Annotated in this window: 13 protein-coding genes, 1 tRNA gene and 1 pseudogene; 8 read left to right on the plus strand and 7 right to left on the minus strand. The window is 35.7% G+C overall.

The window, feature by feature from the left end; all coding sequences use genetic code 11:
- Nucleotides 1-156 precede the first annotated feature (156 nt).
- Nucleotides 157-1,599, minus strand: a complete 1,443-nt coding sequence (locus tag EKM03_RS03595; protein WP_126561663.1) for an alpha-amylase — start codon at nucleotides 1,597-1,599, stop codon at nucleotides 157-159.
- Nucleotides 1,600-2,393: 794 nt separating this feature from the next.
- Between EKM03_RS03595 and EKM03_RS03600 the strand changes: the two genes are divergently transcribed.
- The 5 genes from EKM03_RS03600 (at nucleotide 2,394) to EKM03_RS03620 (ending at nucleotide 12,623) form a co-directional block, all read left to right on the plus strand.
- Nucleotides 2,394-3,800 carry a peptidylprolyl isomerase gene (locus EKM03_RS03600; protein ID WP_370272947.1) on the plus strand — a complete coding sequence of 469 codons (1,407 nt, stop codon included), beginning with the start codon at nucleotides 2,394-2,396 and terminating at the stop codon, nucleotides 3,798-3,800.
- A 249-nt stretch (nucleotides 3,801-4,049) separates the two neighbouring features.
- A complete protein-coding gene (locus tag EKM03_RS03605) occupies nucleotides 4,050-5,003 on the plus strand; it encodes a MoxR family ATPase (RefSeq protein WP_126561665.1) in 954 nt (317 codons plus the stop codon).
- Nucleotides 5,004-5,331: 328 nt separating this feature from the next.
- Entirely contained in the window at nucleotides 5,332-8,103 is a 2,772-nt protein-coding gene (locus EKM03_RS03610; protein WP_126568619.1) for a bifunctional aconitate hydratase 2/2-methylisocitrate dehydratase, read from the plus strand.
- A gap of 130 nt (nucleotides 8,104-8,233) precedes the next feature.
- Complete coding sequence (locus EKM03_RS03615; protein WP_126561666.1) at nucleotides 8,234-10,501, plus strand: aconitate hydratase; 2,268 nt, start codon at nucleotides 8,234-8,236, stop codon at nucleotides 10,499-10,501.
- Between the two features lie 661 nt (nucleotides 10,502-11,162).
- Nucleotides 11,163-12,623: a peptidoglycan endopeptidase gene (locus tag EKM03_RS03620; protein WP_126739888.1), complete on the plus strand. Its 1,461-nt coding sequence runs from the start codon at nucleotides 11,163-11,165 to the stop codon at nucleotides 12,621-12,623.
- Between the two features lie 77 nt (nucleotides 12,624-12,700).
- Here the strand turns inward: EKM03_RS03620 and EKM03_RS03625 are convergent, their stop codons facing one another.
- Together EKM03_RS03625 and EKM03_RS03630 are read right to left on the minus strand one after the other, a co-directional pair.
- Nucleotides 12,701-13,168 carry a VOC family protein gene (locus EKM03_RS03625; RefSeq protein WP_126561668.1) on the minus strand — a complete coding sequence of 156 codons (468 nt, stop codon included), beginning with the start codon at nucleotides 13,166-13,168 and terminating at the stop codon, nucleotides 12,701-12,703.
- Between the two features lie 135 nt (nucleotides 13,169-13,303).
- Entirely contained in the window at nucleotides 13,304-14,380 is a 1,077-nt protein-coding gene (locus EKM03_RS03630) for a glycosyltransferase family 9 protein (protein WP_126568620.1), read from the minus strand.
- A gap of 686 nt (nucleotides 14,381-15,066) precedes the next feature.
- Here EKM03_RS03630 and EKM03_RS03635 point away from each other — a divergent pair.
- Both EKM03_RS03635 and EKM03_RS03640 read left to right on the plus strand, forming a co-directional pair.
- Nucleotides 15,067-16,479: a carbon starvation protein A gene (locus tag EKM03_RS03635; RefSeq protein ID WP_126739889.1), complete on the plus strand. Its 1,413-nt coding sequence runs from the start codon at nucleotides 15,067-15,069 to the stop codon at nucleotides 16,477-16,479.
- A 305-nt stretch (nucleotides 16,480-16,784) separates the two neighbouring features.
- The gene (locus tag EKM03_RS03640; RefSeq protein ID WP_126555918.1) at nucleotides 16,785-17,012 is read left to right on the plus strand and encodes a CDGSH iron-sulfur domain-containing protein; all 228 of its coding nucleotides are present in this window, start codon (nucleotides 16,785-16,787) and stop codon (nucleotides 17,010-17,012) included.
- Between the two features lie 110 nt (nucleotides 17,013-17,122).
- Here EKM03_RS03640 and EKM03_RS03645 read toward each other — a convergent pair whose 3' ends face one another.
- Nucleotides 17,123-17,989: an NAD(P)-dependent oxidoreductase gene (locus EKM03_RS03645; protein WP_126555915.1), complete on the minus strand. Its 867-nt coding sequence runs from the start codon at nucleotides 17,987-17,989 to the stop codon at nucleotides 17,123-17,125.
- 258 nt (nucleotides 17,990-18,247) lie between these two features.
- Between EKM03_RS03645 and rhuM the strand changes: the two are divergent.
- Nucleotides 18,248-18,477 (plus strand): annotated as a pseudogene (gene rhuM, locus EKM03_RS03650) (RhuM family protein); the annotation flags it as partial.
- Nucleotides 18,478-18,893: 416 nt separating this feature from the next.
- On the opposite strand, the gene EKM03_RS15440 reads toward rhuM, so the two are convergent.
- The 3 genes from EKM03_RS15440 to EKM03_RS03660 form a co-directional block, all read right to left on the minus strand.
- Nucleotides 18,894-19,067: a DUF6804 family protein gene (locus EKM03_RS15440; protein WP_317125376.1), complete on the minus strand. Its 174-nt coding sequence runs from the start codon at nucleotides 19,065-19,067 to the stop codon at nucleotides 18,894-18,896.
- A complete protein-coding gene (locus EKM03_RS15445; RefSeq protein ID WP_317125377.1) occupies nucleotides 19,039-19,140 on the minus strand; it encodes a hypothetical protein in 102 nt (33 codons plus the stop codon). Before EKM03_RS15445 ends, EKM03_RS15440 begins: the two co-directional genes overlap by 29 nt.
- A 275-nt stretch (nucleotides 19,141-19,415) precedes the next feature.
- Nucleotides 19,416-19,492: transfer RNA gene (locus EKM03_RS03660), tRNA-Met, on the minus strand.
- Nucleotides 19,493-19,513 lie beyond the last annotated feature (21 nt).

Here is a 19,513-nt window from a genome sequence, read left to right on the forward strand (position 1 = left end):
TTATAAATGCCAATTAAAAAAATGTATCCTCTTAATTAATGATGTGGGTTTTGAAAATGGATTTCAGTCGATTTTTTTAAATTTTATTAGATAGCTTATGACGCTATTAGGTATAAAAAAGGCTGTCAAAATAGACAGCCTTTAAAATAGTTTGGGTTACATGTTTGTCGACCAGATGGAATATCCATTTGGGGGACACTGTATTTTGACCCATTTGTCTGCTTGAGTAGTCGGCTGCCAAGTTGAATTACCTGTAAAATCTTTGATTTGAGCATTAGTCCAGTTGGTCTGAATCCATCGTTCTTGCCAAGTGGATGAATTATTGATGTAAACCACTAATCCGGGATTGCCGTTATATCCGTTTCTACGGGCGATGTATTCATCAGTATCAGTATATAAAATAGAGGTGTTGCCAGTAGCTTTATTGTTATGAATCCAAATTAAGTTATTCATTTTCGTTTTATTAAGCCATTCTTCGTAATCTCGGTAAAAAATAGTTGGGTATCCTTCATGCGTTAAGATGTAGGCATACGCTAGCTCTTTTTTCCAAATTTCATCAGTGTCATGGTTGGTGACAAAAGTAACCGCTTTGTGCGGGTTTCTTTTCCACATCATGTCGTCATTCAAAATATTTAGGTTGTTTCCGTCGAAAGCATCGTTCATTTTATAATAGCACGCAAAATCAAAAACGGAACTGTTGGCATTATTCGCCCAATCATTCAGTATGTTTACGTTAGAATCCCATAATTCACCAACGGAGAAACCACCAACGTTTGCATTCCAATCTTTTATGACCCACGGAGCAAAACCTTTTACGTAATCAAATCTCCATCCATCAAATTTCATTGTGTTTTTATAGTATTTCCCTACTCCGTCTGCTCTTTTCCAAAGCCAGTCTTGTACATTTGGTACTACATGGGCTAAATCTGGAAATCCCCCAAAGGAACCTTCGTCATTATTACCGTACGCATTTTTATAGAAATCAGCACTGGTTCTTGGAAATTTTCCAGAAGCAACACCGGTAAAGTTTGTGTAGGTTTGTGTTCCTGTAAAAGGGTTGTTTTCTAATTGTCCGCCACTGTTGTGATTCAGTACCATATCCGCATAAACCTGCATGTTTTCAGAATGTACTTTTGTAATCAGGCTTTCTAATTCAGCACGGGAACCAAATCTGGTTTCTACCGTACCATTTTGATTGAAATTCCCAAAATCAAAATAGTCAGTAGGATCGTAGCCCATAGAAAACGGTCCGTTTTGAGCTTTTGATACCGGAGGAAGCCAGATAGAGCCAATGCCGGCATTTGACCAATCTGTTATTTTTGTATTTACAGTATTCCACCAGTTTCCACCGGCAGGTACATCCCAGTAGAAAGCTTGTATCATTACACCACCTCCGGGATTTGCAACATATCTTCCAGTTGGTATATTAGTTGATGCTCCAGTGCTGAATGGCCGTCCGTCGTGATTAGTGACATTAACCACTTTGAATTGTGTTGCCGTTTCAGTTGGATTGTCTGCCAGATCATCATTTGAATTACAGGAGTACAAGCCAGCAAGTAAAGCGGTCAATAAATAAATTTTGAAATTTGGTTTTTTCATAAAACGATAAATTAAGGTAGTTAATAAATTTGGGACATTTTAATTAAAATCGATTAGGATGCGTATTAAGTCTATAAGATTCATTATGAAAGAATAGATTGCGATTTAAATCATAATTTTATTTAAATCAAAACAAAAAGCATTAAATAATAGTGATAATATATTTTTTAAGTTTATTTTTTAAATAAATATCATTTTTAGCTAATTTATAAAAATTATCAAAGGACTCGTAAAGCAGTGCTTTTAATTTGTAGCGATAACGTTGTAGTGTTGAGAACTTTTTAAATAAGGATCCTTATAATGAGGTTTTTAAAGCTGGATTTTTGTTTTTGAAGTAAAAAGGTTAAAGTTTTATCTTTTAGATTGTTTGAACGGAACAGCAGATGCGCGAGTAAAGAGGTTTCATAATTAGTAAGAGCTGGGAAAAAGAAGAAAATAATTGATTGCCGTTTCGATAGCATAAATGTAAGGAATAGGGAGTCCTTTATTTAGGTCTTTAAAAGTCTCTTTTTTAGGATTTAGAAGCGGAAACAAACAGGGAATAATTGGGTGTATAAATTTTTGTTAATAGTAGTACGGAAACTTGTATTATATAATTGAATTGTTATTTTTGTCTCTTTTAAATTTAAAAAAAAGGAAGTAATTTGGAATGCAAATGCAATTCATTTCCTGAAGCTTAAAAGTGTATATTTGGCAAAAATTAATATTGCTTTTACAAGCCATACTTTAAAGTCGGGAATATAAATCCTTCATTATAAAAATAAACTAGAAAAATGCCAATAAAACACATACAAATGAAATTTATTAATAAAATTGTTCTTCCTTTTTTTCTTTTGCTATTTTCCAGTGGCCTTTTACAGGCACAAGAAATCATTAAGGATACTGTAATCGTTCCTATTAAAAAAACGCAATCTACTGGGAAGCAAAAAATTGATGGGGTTATTGGTACCGTAGGAGATTATATTATATTAGATTCGGATATTGACAAGTCATATCTTGAAATTTCTAGTCAGGGAGGTTCTGTAAAAGACATTACAAGATGCCAAATGTTAGGGAAGTTATTAGAAGATAAATTGTATGCGCACCAAGCCATTCAGGATAGTATCGTAGTGACTGATGCCGAAGTAAAAGGTATGATGGAAGAACGATTGAGCTATATGACAGAGCAAATCGGGTCGCTGGAAAAAGTGGTGGAGTATTATAAAAAAGATTCGGAAGAAGAATTCAGAACCTATTTCTCAGATATTCTAAAAGAGAATAAGCTCACGTCAGAAATGCAGAAGAAAATTATTGAAGCAGTAGAAATTACACCGGAAGAAGTTCGTAATTTCTTTAAAAAGATACCTGCCGCTGATCTTCCTTTTTTTGGAGCAGAAATGGAAGTGTCACAAATTATAATTACTCCCAAAGTTTCAGCTGCCGATAAACAAAAGGTAATTGATCGATTGAATTTGTTTAAAAAAGAAATATTAGAAGGATCTAGCTTTTCAACTAAAGCCGTATTGTATTCTCAAGATCCCGGTTCAAGAGCAAATGGAGGCTATTATAAAATGAATAGGAAGACCCCTTTTGTAAAAGAGTTTAAAGAAGTAGCTTTCAGTCTGGCTGAGGGAGAGATATCCGCTCCTTTTGAAACTGATTTTGGGTTTCACATTATTTACATAGAAAAGATAAAAGGACAAGAAGTAGAATTGCGTCACATATTATTGAGTCCAACTGTAACAGAGGAAGCTTTGAATGAAGCTAAAGAAAAAATTACTTTGATCAGAAAAAGAATCGAAGATAAAGAAATTACTTTTGAGGAAGCAGCAAGAACTTTATCTGACGAGAAAGAAACAAGAGCCAATGGAGGCGCATTGATTAATCCAAAAACGCAAGATACCCGTTTTGAATTGACGAAAATGGACCCCGCTTTTTACAGTCAAGTGTCAAATTTGAAAGAAGGCGAGATTTCACTTCCCATTTTAGACCAAGGTGAAGAAGGTAAAAAGAAATTCAAATTGATTACCGTGACCAATAGAATAGAAGAGCATACTGCTGATTACGCAAATGATTACATCAAAATTAAAGATTTAGCTTTGAAAGACAAGCAAATTACAGCTATTGGGAAATGGTTTGGAGATAAAATTAAAGAAACGTATATCAAAATCATTGGAGAATACAGAGATTGTGCTTTTACAAACAACTGGATAAAGAAATAATTTACCACAAGAACACATTAAGTAATAACCATGGTATAATGTCGTATTTTAAAATCAGGATAAAATCATGTAAAAATCTGATTTAAAGCTGTTTTACTTAAAGTTAATTCTTTTGACTTTACGACTTTTAAACTTTCGACTTACTTATGTGAGAGGAATCGCAAATATTTTTTTTCAATAAAATAAATAAAAAGAGTTAGTTTTATGATTTCATAACGCTAACTCTTTTTTAATTTTAAATTTTTATAAATGTCAGACGTAGCAGCAATACACAACCTAGTTCAAAAAAGGAATGAGCTGAAAAAGGAAATCGCAAAAATCATAGTGGGACAGGATGCTGTAGTAGATCAAATTTTGCTTTGTATTTTTTCTGGGGGACATGCTTTGTTAGTAGGAGTGCCTGGATTAGCTAAAACATTAATGGTAAATACGCTGGCACAAGCATTAGGTCTTGATTTTAAAAGAATTCAGTTTACACCGGATTTGATGCCCTCTGATATTTTGGGCAGTGAAATATTAGAGGAGAACCGTCAATTTAAATTTATAAAAGGGCCTATTTTTTCTAATATTGTTCTGGCAGATGAGATAAACCGAACACCACCCAAAACGCAGGCAGCCTTGCTGGAAGCCATGCAGGAGCGCGCTGTTACTATTGCTGGGGAGAATTACAAGTTAGCCTTGCCTTATTTTGTTTTGGCCACGCAAAACCCAATAGAACAAGAAGGAACATATCCTTTGCCTGAAGCTCAATTGGATCGGTTTATGTTTGCTATAAAGCTGGAATATCCTTCTTTTGCAGAGGAAGTTCAAGTAGTAAAACGCACGACATCAGACATGAAAAACACGATCAATCCATTATTTACTGCACAAGAAATTATTGATTTTCAACATTTGATTCGCAGAATTCCCGTGGCTGATAATGTAATTGAATATGCCGTGACATTAGTGAGTAAAACTCGTCCTGAAAATCCATTATCAAATGAGTTTGTAAAAAACTATCTCGATTGGGGAGCGGGGCCCCGAGCATCTCAAAATTTGATTTTGGCAGCCAAAGCCAACGCTGCTTTCAATGGAAAATTTTCGCCGGATATTGAAGATGTGAAAGCGGTAGCCACCGGGATTTTACGCCATCGAATTATTAAAAATTACAAAGCAGATGCCGAAGGAATTACCGAAGAAATGATAATTGCTAAGTTGGTTTGACTTTTTTTTGGTACTCGGTTCTTATTTTTAGACAGGAACTACAACGTTTTCTTAGTTATAATGGTTTTTATGATCTGATACTAGTTAGAATGTAATTAATTCTTTAGGGATTAATCAGTTTATAGTTAAATTTTTTAAAATTATTTAATTATAAAGGGTAAAAATCAGTATTTAGTAATAATATCATTTGAAAAAACCACATCTATTAATTTTTTTTAAATATCATCTTAAAGAGCTAAATTTGCGACGTGAATAAAAACTACGCATCATGGCTTTTAATTTTGAGTACATTAAAATAAATAGCTTTTAACATTGAAAACAATTTACTATGAACATTTATAACGATTATCTGAAAGAAATCGAAGACAGAAAAACTCAGGGACTTAATCCAAAGCCAATTGATAGCGCTGATTTAGTAAGCGAAATCATTTTGCAAATTAAAGATTCAAATAACGCAAATCGCAAGGATTCAATTTCGTTTTTTATTTATAATACTGTTCCTGGGACAACACCTGCAGCTGGCGTAAAAGCGTCTTTTTTGAAGGAGATTGTTCTTGGTGAATCAGTAGTGAATGAAATAACACCAGCTTTTGCATTAGAGTTATTATCACAGATGAAAGGTGGTCCTTCAATCAAAGTTTTGCTTGACTTAGCTTTAGGAAATGAAATCACAATTGCAAAAGTGGCGGCAGAAGTTCTAAAGACACAAGTATTTCTTTATGAGGCTGATACCGATCGCTTAGAGGCGGCATTTAAAAACGGTAGTGCGTTTGCAAAGGAAATTTTAGTGAGTTACGCTAAGGCGGAATTCTTTACGAAGCTGCCAGAGGTAGTTGAGGAAATTCAGGTTGTTACCTATGTTGCTGGTGAAGGAGATATTTCGACAGATTTACTTTCTCCGGGTAACCAAGCGCATTCACGCTCTGATCGTGAGCTACACGGAAAATGTTTGATTTCGCCTGAAGCTCAAGATGAAATTAAAGCGCTTCAAGCGCAACACCCAGACAAAAGTGTTATGTTGATTGCCGAAAAAGGAACTATGGGTGTAGGCTCTTCAAGGATGTCAGGAGTGAATAATGTGGCTCTTTGGACAGGTAAAAAAGCAAGTCCTTATGTCCCATTCATAAACATAGCTCCAATTGTTGCTGGAACTAACGGTATTTCCCCAATTTTCCTTACTACTGTTGATGTGACGGGTGGTATTGGTCTGGATCTTCAAAACTGGGTTAAGAAAACAGATGCAAATGGAACGGTAGTCCGCAATGAAAATGGTGAGCCTATTCTGGAAGAAGTTTATTCTATTGCAACAGGAACAGTGCTGACCATAAATACAAAAACTAAGAAGCTCTATAACGGCGATAAAGAATTAATTGATATTTCTAAGGCATTTACGCCTCAGAAAATGGAATTTATTAAAGCGGGTGGATCTTACGCTATTGTATTTGGAAAAAAACTACAAACTTTTGCATCAAAGACTTTAGGAATTGATATCGTATCGGTATTTGCTCCGTCAAAAGAAATTTCTATTGAAGGACAAGGTCTTACCGCAGTAGAAAAAATATTTAATAAAAATGCAGTTGGTTCAACACCAGGTAAAGTTTTACATGCAGGTTCTGATGTGCGCGTTACAGTAAACATAGTAGGTTCGCAAGATACTACAGGCTTAATGACTTCTCAGGAATTAGAGTCTATGGCTGCTACTGTGATTTCTCCAATTGTTGATGGTGCATACCAATCAGGTTGTCATACAGCATCAGTTTGGGATAATAAATCCAAAGCAAACATTCCAAGATTGATGAAGTTTATGAATGACTTTGGTTTGATTACAGCTCGTGACCCTAAAGGGAACTATCACGCAATGACTGATGTGATTCACAAAGTTCTTAATGATATTACTGTTGATGAGTGGGCGATTATTATTGGCGGTGACTCTCATACCAGAATGTCTAAAGGGGTTGCCTTTGGGGCTGATTCGGGGACAGTTGCACTTGCACTAGCTACGGGTGAAGCTTCAATGCCAATTCCGGAATCAGTAAAAGTTACCTTCAAAGGGGATATGAAAGAATATATGGATTTCCGTGATGTTGTTCATGCTACCCAATCTCAAATGCTGAAGCAATTTGGTGGAGAGAATGTATTTCAAGGACGAATTATTGAGGTTCATTTAGGAACACTCACTGCTGATCAGGCCTTTACTTTTACAGATTGGACTGCAGAAATGAAGGCGAAAGCTTCTATTTGTATTTCTGAGGATGATACTTTGATCGAATCATTAGAGATTGCCAAAGGCAGAATCCAGATCATGATTGACAAAGGAATGGATAACGAGAACCAAGTTCTTAAAGGATTAATTGCTATCGCTAATAATAGAATCGCAGCCATCAGATCAGGTGATAAACCAGCTTTGATACCGGATGCTAATGCAAAATATTTTGCTGAAGTTGTAATCGATTTAGATATCGTTGCTGAGCCTATGATTGCAGATCCAGACGTAAATAACGCGGATGTTTCTAAGCGTTATACGCACGATACCATTAGACCACTTTCTTTTTACGGTGGTGTAAAAAAAGTAGATCTTGGTTTTGTAGGATCTTGTATGGTACACAAAGGTGATTTGAAGATTCTTTCTCAAATGCTAAAAAATATAGATGAGCAACACGGTAAAGTAGAGTTTAAAGCACCGCTTGTTGTTGCGCCTCCTACTTATAATATTGTAGATGAACTTAAAGCTGAAGGAGACTGGGAAGTTTTACAAAAGTATTCTGGTTTTGAATTTGATGATAATGCTCCTAAAGGCGAGGCACGTACAGGATATGAAAATATTCTATACCTAGAGCGTCCAGGCTGTAATTTATGTATGGGTAACCAAGAAAAAGCAGCAAAAGGAGATACTGTAATGGCAACATCTACTCGCCTTTTCCAAGGAAGAGTTGTTGAAGATACGGAAGGTAAAAAAGGAGAATCGTTACTTTCATCAACACCGGTTGTTGTGTTGTCTACAATTTTAGGCAGAACCCCAACTCTTGAGGAATACAAAGCTGCAGTAAAAGGTATAAATCTAACGCAGTTTGCACCATCTCATAAGTTATTGGTTAGGTAATAATTAATTTTTGTTAATACTATTAAAAAGCTTGGGTCTTTCGACAGACTCAGGCTTTTTTTATTTTAATAGGTCTTCATTTTTTTTGTACCTTGTGGTTCTAAAATATAATAACAGAAAATAATTAGATATGGCTTTTGATATTGAAATGATTAAAAAAGTGTATGACAACATGACTACTCGTGTTGATAAAGCACGCGAAATAGTTGGCCATCCGCTTACATTAACGGAGAAAATATTGTACAATCACCTTTGGGATGGAATGCCTTCACAAGCTTTTACCCGAGGAGCTGATTATGTTGATTTTGCTCCAGACAGAGTGGCTTGTCAGGATGCAACCGCTCAAATGGCATTATTGCAGTTCATGCATGCCGGTAAAACTAAAGTAGCGGTTCCTACAACAGTGCATTGTGATCACTTGATCCAGGCAAAAGTGGATGCAGTAACTGATTTGGCCAGAGCAAAAACACAAAGTAATGAAGTGTTTGAATTCCTTTCTTCAGTATCTAATAAATACGGAATTGGTTTCTGGAAACCAGGAGCCGGAATTATTCACCAGGTAGTGCTTGAAAATTATGCATTTCCAGGCGGAATGATGATCGGTACTGATTCTCATACTGTTAATGCAGGAGGTTTAGGAATGGTAGCAATTGGTGTTGGTGGTGCTGATGCGGTTGATGTGATGTCAGGAATGGCTTGGGAATTAAAATTTCCTAAATTAATTGGAGTAAAATTAACTGGAAAACTTTCCGGTTGGACAGCGCCAAAAGACGTAATCCTTAAAGTAGCCGGTATTCTTACTGTAAAAGGTGGGACAGGTGCTATCGTGGAGTATTTTGGCGAAGGAGCAACTTCCATGTCTTGTACTGGAAAAGGAACGATCTGTAATATGGGTGCCGAAATTGGTGCTACTACTTCTACATTTGGTTATGACGCTTCCATGGGGCGTTATTTGCGTTCTACTAATAGAGCTGATGTAGCAGATGCAGCGGATAAAATTGCACCGTACTTAACAGGTGATGCTGAAGTTTATGCAAATCCAGAATTGTATTTTGACCAAGTAATCGAAATCAACTTAGACGAATTAGAACCCCATTTAAACGGTCCTTATACCCCTGATTTAGCTACTCCAATTTCTAAAATGAAAGAAGAAGCAATCAAAAATAACTGGCCTTTGAAAATTGAAGTAGGTTTGATAGGTTCTTGTACCAACTCTTCCTACGAAGATATCGCTCGTGCTGCTTCATTGGCAAAACAAGTTACAGATAAAAATTTAAAAATAAAATCTGAATTTACCATTACTCCAGGATCTGAAGTAGTTCGTTATACCATAGAACGTGACGGATTTATCGATATTTTCGATAAAATGGGAGCAACAGTTTTTGCGAACGCTTGCGGACCGTGTATCGGAATGTGGGATAGAGAAGGGGCTGAAAAAGAAGAGCGCAACACTATCGTTCACTCTTTCAATCGTAACTTCTCCAAACGTGCCGATGGAAATCCAAACACTTTGGCATTTGTAGGCTCTCCTGAATTGGTAACCGCATTGGCTATTGCCGGAGATCTGGGTTTCAACCCATTGACGGATACCTTAATTAATGAAAATGGGGAAGAAGTAATGCTGGATGCGCCAACAGGAAATGAATTACCTCCAAAAGGGTTTGATGCCGAAGATCCAGGTTTTCAAGCGCCAGCTGTTGATGGTTCAGGAGTTCAGGTTTCTGTTAGTGAAACTTCAGAGCGCTTGCAATTGTTAGCTCCGTTTTTGCCTTGGGATGGAAAAAATATTACAGGGGCTAAATTATTGATCAAAGCTTTTGGAAAATGTACTACAGATCACATTTCTATGGCTGGGCCATGGTTGCGTTTCCGTGGGCATTTAGATAACATCTCTAATAATATGTTGATTGGTGCCATCAATGCATTCAACCAAAAACCCAATACCGTTAAAAATCAGTTGACTGGTACTTACGATGCAGTTCCGGCTGTAGCGCGTGCTTACAAAGCGGCAGGTGTTCCTTCGATTGTTGTGGGCGATCACAACTATGGGGAAGGATCTTCTCGTGAACATGCAGCAATGGAGCCGCGTTTCTTAGGTGTGAAAGCTGTATTGGTAAAATCATTTGCTCGTATTCATGAAACAAACCTTAAAAAACAAGGCCTTTTAGGATTGACATTTGCTACTGAAGCGGATTACGATAAAATCCAGGAAGATGACACCATCAACTTCACAGACTTAATTGATTTTGCTCCGGGAAAACCATTAACATTAGAATTTGTTCACGCTGATGGAACTAAAGATATTATCTTGGCAAACCACACGTACAACGCAGGACAAATTGGTTGGTTCATTGCAGGTTCAGCCTTAAACTTGATTGCTGCTGCCGGAAAAGCATAAGCATTCAAATAATTTATTTCAAAACTCTCAAGGAAACTTGGGAGTTTTTTTTTGGAGCTATTTCCTGCTCTCCGTTTCAAGCTTTTTCGTGAAATTTCTTTTTTTTAACGATAAAAAGGAGCTTCCTTTGGTCGCTCTTTTTATCTAAAAAAAATGTAATTTCACTTCAAAAGGCTTTCCACTTCCATCAGGGCTATGACAAACTAACAGTGTTATTATTTTGAATAAAGAATAGATTTTACTCAAAAAAATATTAAAAAATTACAAAAAAGGTATGAAATGTTCTTTTTGGACGTTAAAAGTTAAAAAAAAGAGAAGTCCTTAAGTTATAAGACTTATATTAGCTTTTTTGTAAAATAAAATTCATCGATTTTTTTCGGCTAGTAATACTGATTCGCACTCCATTAAGTGGCTTGTTTTTTAGATCAGTAGTACCATAGTATTGTAAGATTCCTTTTTGAGTTCTTGCGATGAATTAGAATAAGATCATTCAAAATTTTACAAACACAGAATCAGGTTTTTTTTATAAAAAAGGTGTTTTTCCACCCTTTTTTTATAAATAGAAAAAATATAAGCAAATAAACCAAAGCGAAATTTAATAATTATATCCCGAAATCGCTTTTGAGGAATACATAGGATAAGTAATTTGAAAGAGAAGAGTATGAGTGTAAGAGTAATTGTAGCGTTTTTTTTATTTAATAGTATAGTTCTTTTTTCACAGGAAAAAATTATAAAACATACCATCGTAAAAGGGGAAACAATATCGAGTATTGCTGAGCGCTATGAAGTGAAACAAAACGCCATTTACAAACTAAATCCTAAAGCCAAAAATCTTTTAAAGCTTAATTCAGTATTGTTAATTCCAATTATAGATCTGAAAAAAACCACTACAAAAACGAATACTCCCTTAAAATATGCTACTAAAGAGCACGAAGTACTCGCTAAACAGACTCCGTACGGAATTGCAAAGGAATACGGAATATCTCTGGCAGAATTAAACCAATCCAATCCTGAACTAGAAGCTAAAGGACTCCAAATAGGACAAAAAATCACCATTCCGGGAACCGCAGTTACAACCTCAAAAGTGGTTGTTTCTCCATCTAAAAAAGCAACTTTTACACCAGAAATAGTCCTAGACACTGAAGCAACTAATAAACAAATTTCTGAAATTTTGATACGGGAAGTTTTATCAAAAGAAACCAAATATTCCATTGCAAAACAGTACGGAATCACCATTGGTGAATTAGACAAAGCCAATCCTGCAATAGGCGTTAAACCACTTCGGGTAGGACAAAAAATCAATATTCCCGGGACTCAGTTACCCGTTACTCAAACAGCTGTAGTATTGCAGGAAGAGATTAAGGTACAAACAGCAGCACCTAAAGCCAGTTTATCTGTTGATCCTGTTGGGCCGGAAATCACAACAACCGTAGTTTTACAGTCAAAAAATGATGTACCCGTACTATCAACGGAGGGCGAAGAGAAGGAAGATTTTCAACGTATTGTGCGGGAAGTAATGCCTAAAGAGACTAAGTATTCCATTGCAAAACAGTATGGGATTACGGTTAAGGAATTAGAGAAACAAAATCCAGATGTGAAAAGAAAACTTCCCATAGGGTACAAGTTAATGATTCAGTCTCCTCGTGTACTATTTGAGAATAATAATGCTGAGGGTAATGGTATTATTGCGCAAACTAAACCGGAATTACACCCGTTTACCAAGCCTGTTTTTAATCATGATTTTCTAGATCAATTGATTGAGCATGCCTCCGAAAATATAGGAACCAGATACCGGATGGGCGGAACCACAAAATCTGGGTTTGACTGTTCTGGCTTGATGTGTACTACTTTTGAGGCATTTGATATTAAGTTGCCAAGAACATCAATAGCTCAATCCAGTTTTGGAACAAAGATTAATACGGAAGAAGCTAAAAAAGGGGATTTGATTTTCTTTAAGACAAATGGAAGGCGCCAAATTAATCATGTAGGGATGGTTGTAGAAGTTTGTGAAGGAGAGATAAAATTCATTCACGCCTCAGTGAGCAGTGGTGTTATCATTTCCTCTACAAAAGAAAAATATTATGAAAAAAACTTTACTCAAATAAATCGAGTGTTGCAGTAAAGCGCTTTTTAAAAAAATTATAAAATACCAAAGCTTTTTCAGGTAACTGAAAAGGCTTTGGTGTTTTTAGGGCTTAATTATTTAGGAAGTGCTTCACTATTTATTTCAATCCAATATCCATCAGGATCCTGAATGTAGATTTGTCTGATACCATCAGCTCGAACAGTAATTTTATCAAGTGTGCCCGGCCAATCTGAATAGGTAATGTTTAGGGTTTTTAATGCCGAAATCAATGCGTCAAAGTTGGCAGATTTAAAGGCTAAGTGGACTGCTTTATTGATTTTTACAGGTTCTTTAATCGTAGATACGAGATGTAATTCTTTTCCGTCACCTAAAGAAACCCAACGAATGCCTTCTTTTTTTGTAAGGTTTGTGATTTCTGAAAGATGTAAAATATTCTTGTAGAAATCAACCGATCGGTCTAGGTCTTTTACGGAAAGGGCAATATGATCTAATTTCAGGGAAAAGGAATTAGTGTTTTGCGCATAAATACTTGATGTACAGGCAAAAGTGAATAATAGTGTGGCTAAAAATGTGGTTTTCATAGTGTTAAATAGAATTAAGCGGTTTTAGTTTTAGGTGACTGTCCACAAAGTAGACTAAGTTTACTGCCTGCAATGGCTTCAAAAAAGGGAATCAGGCCGTTTTATATTCAATTGATGTATCTTGAAGCAATTGTTTTATAATTTTGATTTTGTGGAATAATTTGGTTTAAGCAAGATACTATTTATCACGTTGATTAATTCCTGCGTGCTGCTGGTATTCGTATTTACTGCACTACTGTTAGTGCCATAAGGCGCATATATGTTTTGATTTTCTCGTGAAAAAAGTCCAATTGTTGGTGTTAGGGCTGAACTGGCTAAATGCATGATCCCACTATCAGCTCCAATAAAAAGTTTAGTATTTGCAATTACGGAGGCAATTTCTCGAATGTGTTTACTGTAAAATGTAGTTGCTTTAAAACCTATTTGGGAAATATTCTCAACGGGTAAAACCTCAATGATGTTATACTCTTGGTATTCTGTTTTTAACCTTTTATAGCATTCTTCCCACCAGGTTTCTGAATAGCATTTGTCATCTGTTGCATAGGTAAAGATGCAAATCGTCTCTTTGTCATTTTTGACTAGTTCTTGGACTATTTTTTGACCTTCAGCATGCTCAGCAAGACTCAATTTAAGATCTAGCGGTGGTACTGGATTTTTGTTTTCCGGGAATCCCAGAGTGGTCAAAAAGTTTCTGAATTCATATACCGGGTATTTTGCAATATGCTTGTAATCGGGATGATTTAACGATATGTCTTTATCAAGCGCTCCAAAAAATTTATATTTGGCATCTGCAAATTGAGCGGATAATCGTCCAGAAGAGGAGTTTTTATCCACATTGATGACAATGTCATATTTTTGTTTTTTAATTCGTATCCAAACCTTAAAATATTCAACAAGATTTTTGAATGGTTTTTTGGGAAGTTCAATTACGGTATCGATATTGGTATATTTTTCAAATACAATTGGTGCTAAACCACCTTTTACAAACAAATCAATCTTGCAGTCCGGAAAAGTAGCTATTACATCTTCAACAAGTGGGGTAATGAGCAACAGATTTCCCAATCTGTGGTTGGGTCTGGAAATTAAAACTCTTTTGATCTCTACTTTTTGAGTCCAATCAATTTTTTGATTCTTTTGTGAATTACCAATATTTTTAGTTAGGCCTTGTGTTGCAATTCTTCGGAATACATTTATTTTTTTTAAGATACTCATGCGTTTAAAATAGAATTTAGAATTGAACTTTACTATTATTTATCAAAGGAATCAAGTGGTGCATAGTACGGTTCCGGAATGTAAACAATCGGAACACCTCAAAAGGTACTCGGTACGCAACAAATGTACAATTTAGATCGAAACAATGCTGTTTCTAGTCTTTATTATAATAGATTGGTTCAGTGAATTTATGAGCTATGAGCCAAGTGTATGTGTGAAGCGGTACTCAAATGAGTTTTGAATTCAAAAGTATTTTTATATATGGGTTCCAGCAGAAATACAGATTGGCCAAAGTCTGCCAGCTAAACTATATTACACACGATTTTTGTCGGGGTTCTGTTGTAATGAAGATTGTTGTAAAAATAGAACAATAAGTATCACCTCGGTATTTTATAAATTGGCACAGCACATCAATTCGTACAAAGAGGGGCAAGTGGATTTTAATTTTGTGAAATGGTAGGGATATATGTAGGATATAGAAAGGCCTTATTTCTCTTTTGAATAAAAATAATTGAGCTATTCTTAAAAAAGCGTAATAAGAGCCGTTATAATTGCATTTTTCGTAAAAAAAGCTGAATAAGTATATAAAGAGGTTTGTTTTAGTTAAAAAAATCTAAATTATTGGTGCGTTACCTTGGATACCAAGTTTGATGTCATATATTTAAAAGATCTAAACTATTTAAACTATGATTACCTTTATTATTGCAATTTTTTTATTGATTTTTGGTTACATCATCTACGGTAAATTTGTAGAGAGAAATTTCAAGATCGACGAGAACAAAACGACGCCGGCAAATGCACTTACTGATGGGGTCGATTTTGTTCCCATGAGTAGTAACAAAAACTCATTCATACAAATATTAAATATTGCGGGAGTGGGGCCTATTTTTGGGCCTATTTTAGGAGCTCTATATGGACCATCAGCTTTTATCTGGATCGTTTTAGGATCCATTTTTGCAGGGGGTGTGCATGATTACTTGACGGGAATGATTTCTATGCGGTACGGTGGTGCACATTTACCGGAATTAGCGTCTCGGTTTTTGGGCAAGTATTTTAGTCACGTTGTTAACTTTTTTGCACTTCTTTTACTGGTTTTAGTCGGTACCGTATTTGTTTCGGCACCTGCCAAAATGATTAATGAATTAGTGGGAAATGATGCAGACATTTATCTAATTATTGTGTTCTTAATCTTCCTGTACTATATTATTGCGACCGTTTTGCCTATTGATAAAGTGATCGGTAAGATATATCCGGTTTTAGGTTTTTTGTTATTGATAAGCGCCTTGGGTATTTGTATCGGGATGTTTATGTTTGGGAATCCAATCCCTGAACTAACCTTAGAAAATCTGCATCCAAAAGGAATTCCCTACTATCCGGTAATATTTTTGACTATATCCTGTGGTGCTTTATCCGGATTTCATGCCACGCAGTCCCCTATAATTTCTAGAACGATAAACAACGAAAAAGACGGTAGAAAAATTTTCTACGGAATGATGATTGTTGAGGCGGTTATTGCAATGATTTGGGCAGCAGCTGCAATGAGTTTGTTTCATGGAAACGATCTTAGTTTGTTGCTTGAAAACGGTGGTCCAGCTGCTGTTGTAAATAAAATTTCGGTAACGTTCTTAGGGACTATTGCTGGGACAATCGCAGTTTTAGGGGTGATTGTTTTACCAATTACTTCCGGTGATACATCGTTTAGAGCCGCAAGAATGATTATTGCTGATTATTTCAAAATTGATCAAAAGCTGTTGAAAAACCGTTTTATGGTTGCTACTCCACTTTTTGTGATCTCCTTTATTTTAACCAAAATTGATTTTGAATTGTTGTGGAGGTATTTTTCTTGGGCCAATCAAGTAACTGCAGGGATTGCTCTATGGATTGGTGCGGTGTATTTGTACCAAAGAAAAACTAACTATATGGTAGCTCTAGTGCCTGCTTTTTTCATCAGCTCTGTCATTGGTTCTTACCTTTGTTATGATCCTACTATAGGTTTTGGATTAGATATCAGTATTTCTAACACAGTAGGAATTTTATTCTCAATTGCTTTGACGGTATTGTTTTTTAGTGTGTTAACAAAAAGGAAATCAACACTATAGTTGCCTTAAAGTCTGTTGTATGATGTATGAAAGCAGTGTAAATCCCGGCATGATGCTAATTATAACAGGATAGGTATAATTCAATATTGAATTGGTATGGACAGAGAGCGGGTTATATTAAGCAAATGCTGTTTGTGTAGCAGTAAAACGATTTTCATACCTTTCACTTGGCACGTATTGGACCTTAGATTTTTATAATATAGAACTAATGTAAATTAGTCTTTTGGTTGAGAAAAGAGAGATAATTTGTACTCCGTTAGCATATATTTTGCAATCTTTGGCCTCAAAAAAAATCAAACTGCATTATGAGCAAGACAAAATTAACAATCAATCGCAATGGTTCTATAAAAATAGAAGGCGATTTTGAAATAACAGACTGCGAAGGAAAAACATACGGATTAGAAGGAAGAACGGCGTTGGGTCTTTGCCGTTGCGGACTATCGGTAAACAAGCCTTTTTGTGATGGTTCTCACCGCAATGGTTTTGAACATGAATCAGCTGCATTCGACTTGCCTCCGGTGAAGATTAAGTAATATCATTTTTACAATTAAATAATAAAAGCTACATCTTATGGGTGTAGCTTTTTTTGGTTTTATTTAAACGAATTATACACAATGATTTATTCGCTGAGTTTACTACTGTTTTAAAATGATTTACTTTTTAAACTACTGATAATTGCCATCACATCTAAATCACCTAATCCTTCTTGCTCTGCGGCGGCATAACTGTCGTACAAAGGATGAATCAACGGAGAATCGAGTCCGGCTTCTTTGGCAAGTCTTAAATCTTTGACCAGATGTTTCAACGCAAATGCAGCAGGATAGGAATCGTTCAGAATGGAAGGTGTTTTAATATTCGTAATTCCGTTGCCGCAAGCACCTTGATTGATGATGTTGAGCATGTCTTCTTTGCTTACGCCGTTTTTCTCGGCAAATAAAACCGTTTCGGCTACTCCTTGAAGATTTAATCCTAATAGGTAATTGATGGCTAATTTAGCAGAACTTGCTACGCCAGGTTCCCCTACGTGAATCGCAATTTTACCCAAAACCTCAAATATGGGTTTGGCTATTTCGAAATCTTCAGCCGAAGCCCCAACAAGAATGACTAACGTTCCGTCTTGTGCTGGTTTCACACTGCCAGAAACGGGAGCATCTATAAAATGTACCTGATGTTGGTTGCAAATGGTGTTCAAATAACGCGAGGTTTCTGGGGCAACCGTACTCATATTGATGATGGTTTTGCCAGGATGTGCTTTAGATAATAAACCTGTTGGTCCTTCAAAAACTTCTTTTACCGCCGCGTCGTTGGACAGCATTGTCAAAACTACGTCGCATGTTTGCAGTAGTTCGTGCAAACTGCTTGCTGATTTTGCTCCTGAGGCCAGTAACGGTGCTTCTTTCTCTTTGGTACGATTGAAAACGGATACTTCAAAACCGGCTTTGAGTAGGTTCATAACCATTGGATTTCCCATGTTGCCAAGGCCTATCCATCCTAATTGTATTTTATTCATGTTTATTAGTGCTAAATGATATCTTTCTTTATAGATGTGACTTTATTGTTGGGTGTATACGCTTAGAAAAGTGACCCTAAAGTACCGTTTATTTTTGGAAAGAAACATAAAATAACAGTTGGAACGGTAATAATTATAAACATTCAAGTGAACGGGTTTTATAAATTCAGGTACTCCAATGTAAAAATCAGTAGTTTATAGCGTGTAATTCCGGATGTTGCTTTGGTTAGCGTCCAAAAAAGTTTTTGTTTTTTATTTGTTTTTAAAGAAGGGGAACTAGGCGAAAAAGTGGTATGTCGGAATTTCCGACTAACCATTTTACATGGTGCTATTGAAGGAAAACACAAGAAAACAGCGTCAAACATTACAACCTTGATATTATCATATCAGTTGGTTACCGTGTGAAATTGTTGCAAGGAATCCAATTTCGTATTTGGATAACCCAACGTTTAAAAGATTATCTTGTTAAAGGATGCATCTTAAACGAAAACGATTAAACGAACTCAATTATAAATATTCAGAAATACAAAATGCAATTAAACTAGCTTCAACTGCTGGAAATATTAAAAATTTATCATCGCATTCATTTAAATGGTACACTTTATACCGGAATAGGTGGTACAGTTTCACTGGAATACTTACTAACTTCTGCTTCCAAAAACAGGAAAAATCTTTGTGCTTTCCATAAGCGAATACATTAATACAAGGAAAACATCCTTACTTTTTTATTCCATGAAGGAGTGCCTCCAGACAAGAATGCTTACGAAAGAGTTATCCGAAATGTGAAAGTAAAACAAAAGTATCCGGACAATTCAAAAATGAAAATTTGGCGCAATACTTTGTAGTCATTCGTTCGGTAATGGATACTTTTATTAAAAACTGATAAAATGTTTCACTTGTTTTTTTAACTATTGCTATGTATCAACCTGAATAGTTGTGAAATTAGTAACCCTAAGGTAACAATAAAACCCACAATATTCCAAATTGTTCTGCCCAAAGCTATTTTGAAAAAGAACTGAAATAAAATAAAAAGACTAATACGATATAGGTTAATACTTCGTTCTTGTTGCTTTTTCATTGGTAGAAAAAGCTAAATAGGCAAAACCAACTATTGCAGCAAAAACGCACGAACTGTAATATCCGTATGGCATATTAATAACGCATAATAACAATGAATAATAATATTGCGAAACCTTTCATCTGTGATCGCAAAAGGGACTTTGGAAATTAAGATATTTGACTAAACAGAAAAGGTACACATGAAAACTACATTGCATGTTTGCCGTGTCTGTATCATACTTAAAGAATTATCAGCTCAATTCATAAAATTCGTCACTTCGGTGCTCACTGGAGTAATCAGAGGGCGATGTTTTTTGAATTATTTCCAATAAAAAACCCTAACATATTGATGTTAGGGTTTTTGCTTTGGTAGCGAGACCGAGATTTGAACTCGGGACCTCAGGGTTATGAATCCTGCGCTCTAACCGACTGAGCTATCTCGCCATAATTAGGGAAAAACCTTCC

Source organism: Flavobacterium sp. GSP6 (assembly GCF_003984855.1).
Lineage (GTDB): Bacteria > Bacteroidota > Bacteroidia > Flavobacteriales > Flavobacteriaceae > Flavobacterium.

Bases quoted from the DNA above. Each gene is read 5' to 3' on its own strand.
- EKM03_RS03630 (WP_126568620.1), bottom strand. From the start codon at position 14,380: ATGAGTATCTTAAAAAAAATAAATGTATTCCGAAGAATTGCAACACAA.
- EKM03_RS15440 (WP_317125376.1), bottom strand. From the start codon at position 19,067: ATGAAAAAGCAACAAGAACGAAGTATTAACCTATATCGTATTAGTCTT.
- EKM03_RS03640 (WP_126555918.1), top strand. From the start codon at position 16,785: ATGAGCAAGACAAAATTAACAATCAATCGCAATGGTTCTATAAAAATA.
- EKM03_RS03625 (WP_126561668.1), bottom strand. From the start codon at position 13,168: ATGAAAACCACATTTTTAGCCACACTATTATTCACTTTTGCCTGTACA.
- EKM03_RS03620 (WP_126739888.1), top strand. From the start codon at position 11,163: ATGAGTGTAAGAGTAATTGTAGCGTTTTTTTTATTTAATAGTATAGTT.
- EKM03_RS03605 (WP_126561665.1), top strand. From the start codon at position 4,050: ATGTCAGACGTAGCAGCAATACACAACCTAGTTCAAAAAAGGAATGAG.
- EKM03_RS03600 (WP_370272947.1), top strand. From the start codon at position 2,394: ATGAAATTTATTAATAAAATTGTTCTTCCTTTTTTTCTTTTGCTATTT.
- EKM03_RS15445 (WP_317125377.1), bottom strand. From the start codon at position 19,140: ATGCCATACGGATATTACAGTTCGTGCGTTTTTGCTGCAATAGTTGGT.
- EKM03_RS03615 (WP_126561666.1), top strand. From the start codon at position 8,234: ATGGCTTTTGATATTGAAATGATTAAAAAAGTGTATGACAACATGACT.
- EKM03_RS03635 (WP_126739889.1), top strand. From the start codon at position 15,067: ATGATTACCTTTATTATTGCAATTTTTTTATTGATTTTTGGTTACATC.
- EKM03_RS03610 (WP_126568619.1), top strand. From the start codon at position 5,332: ATGAACATTTATAACGATTATCTGAAAGAAATCGAAGACAGAAAAACT.
- EKM03_RS03595 (WP_126561663.1), bottom strand. From the start codon at position 1,599: ATGAAAAAACCAAATTTCAAAATTTATTTATTGACCGCTTTACTTGCT.
- EKM03_RS03645 (WP_126555915.1), bottom strand. From the start codon at position 17,989: ATGAATAAAATACAATTAGGATGGATAGGCCTTGGCAACATGGGAAAT.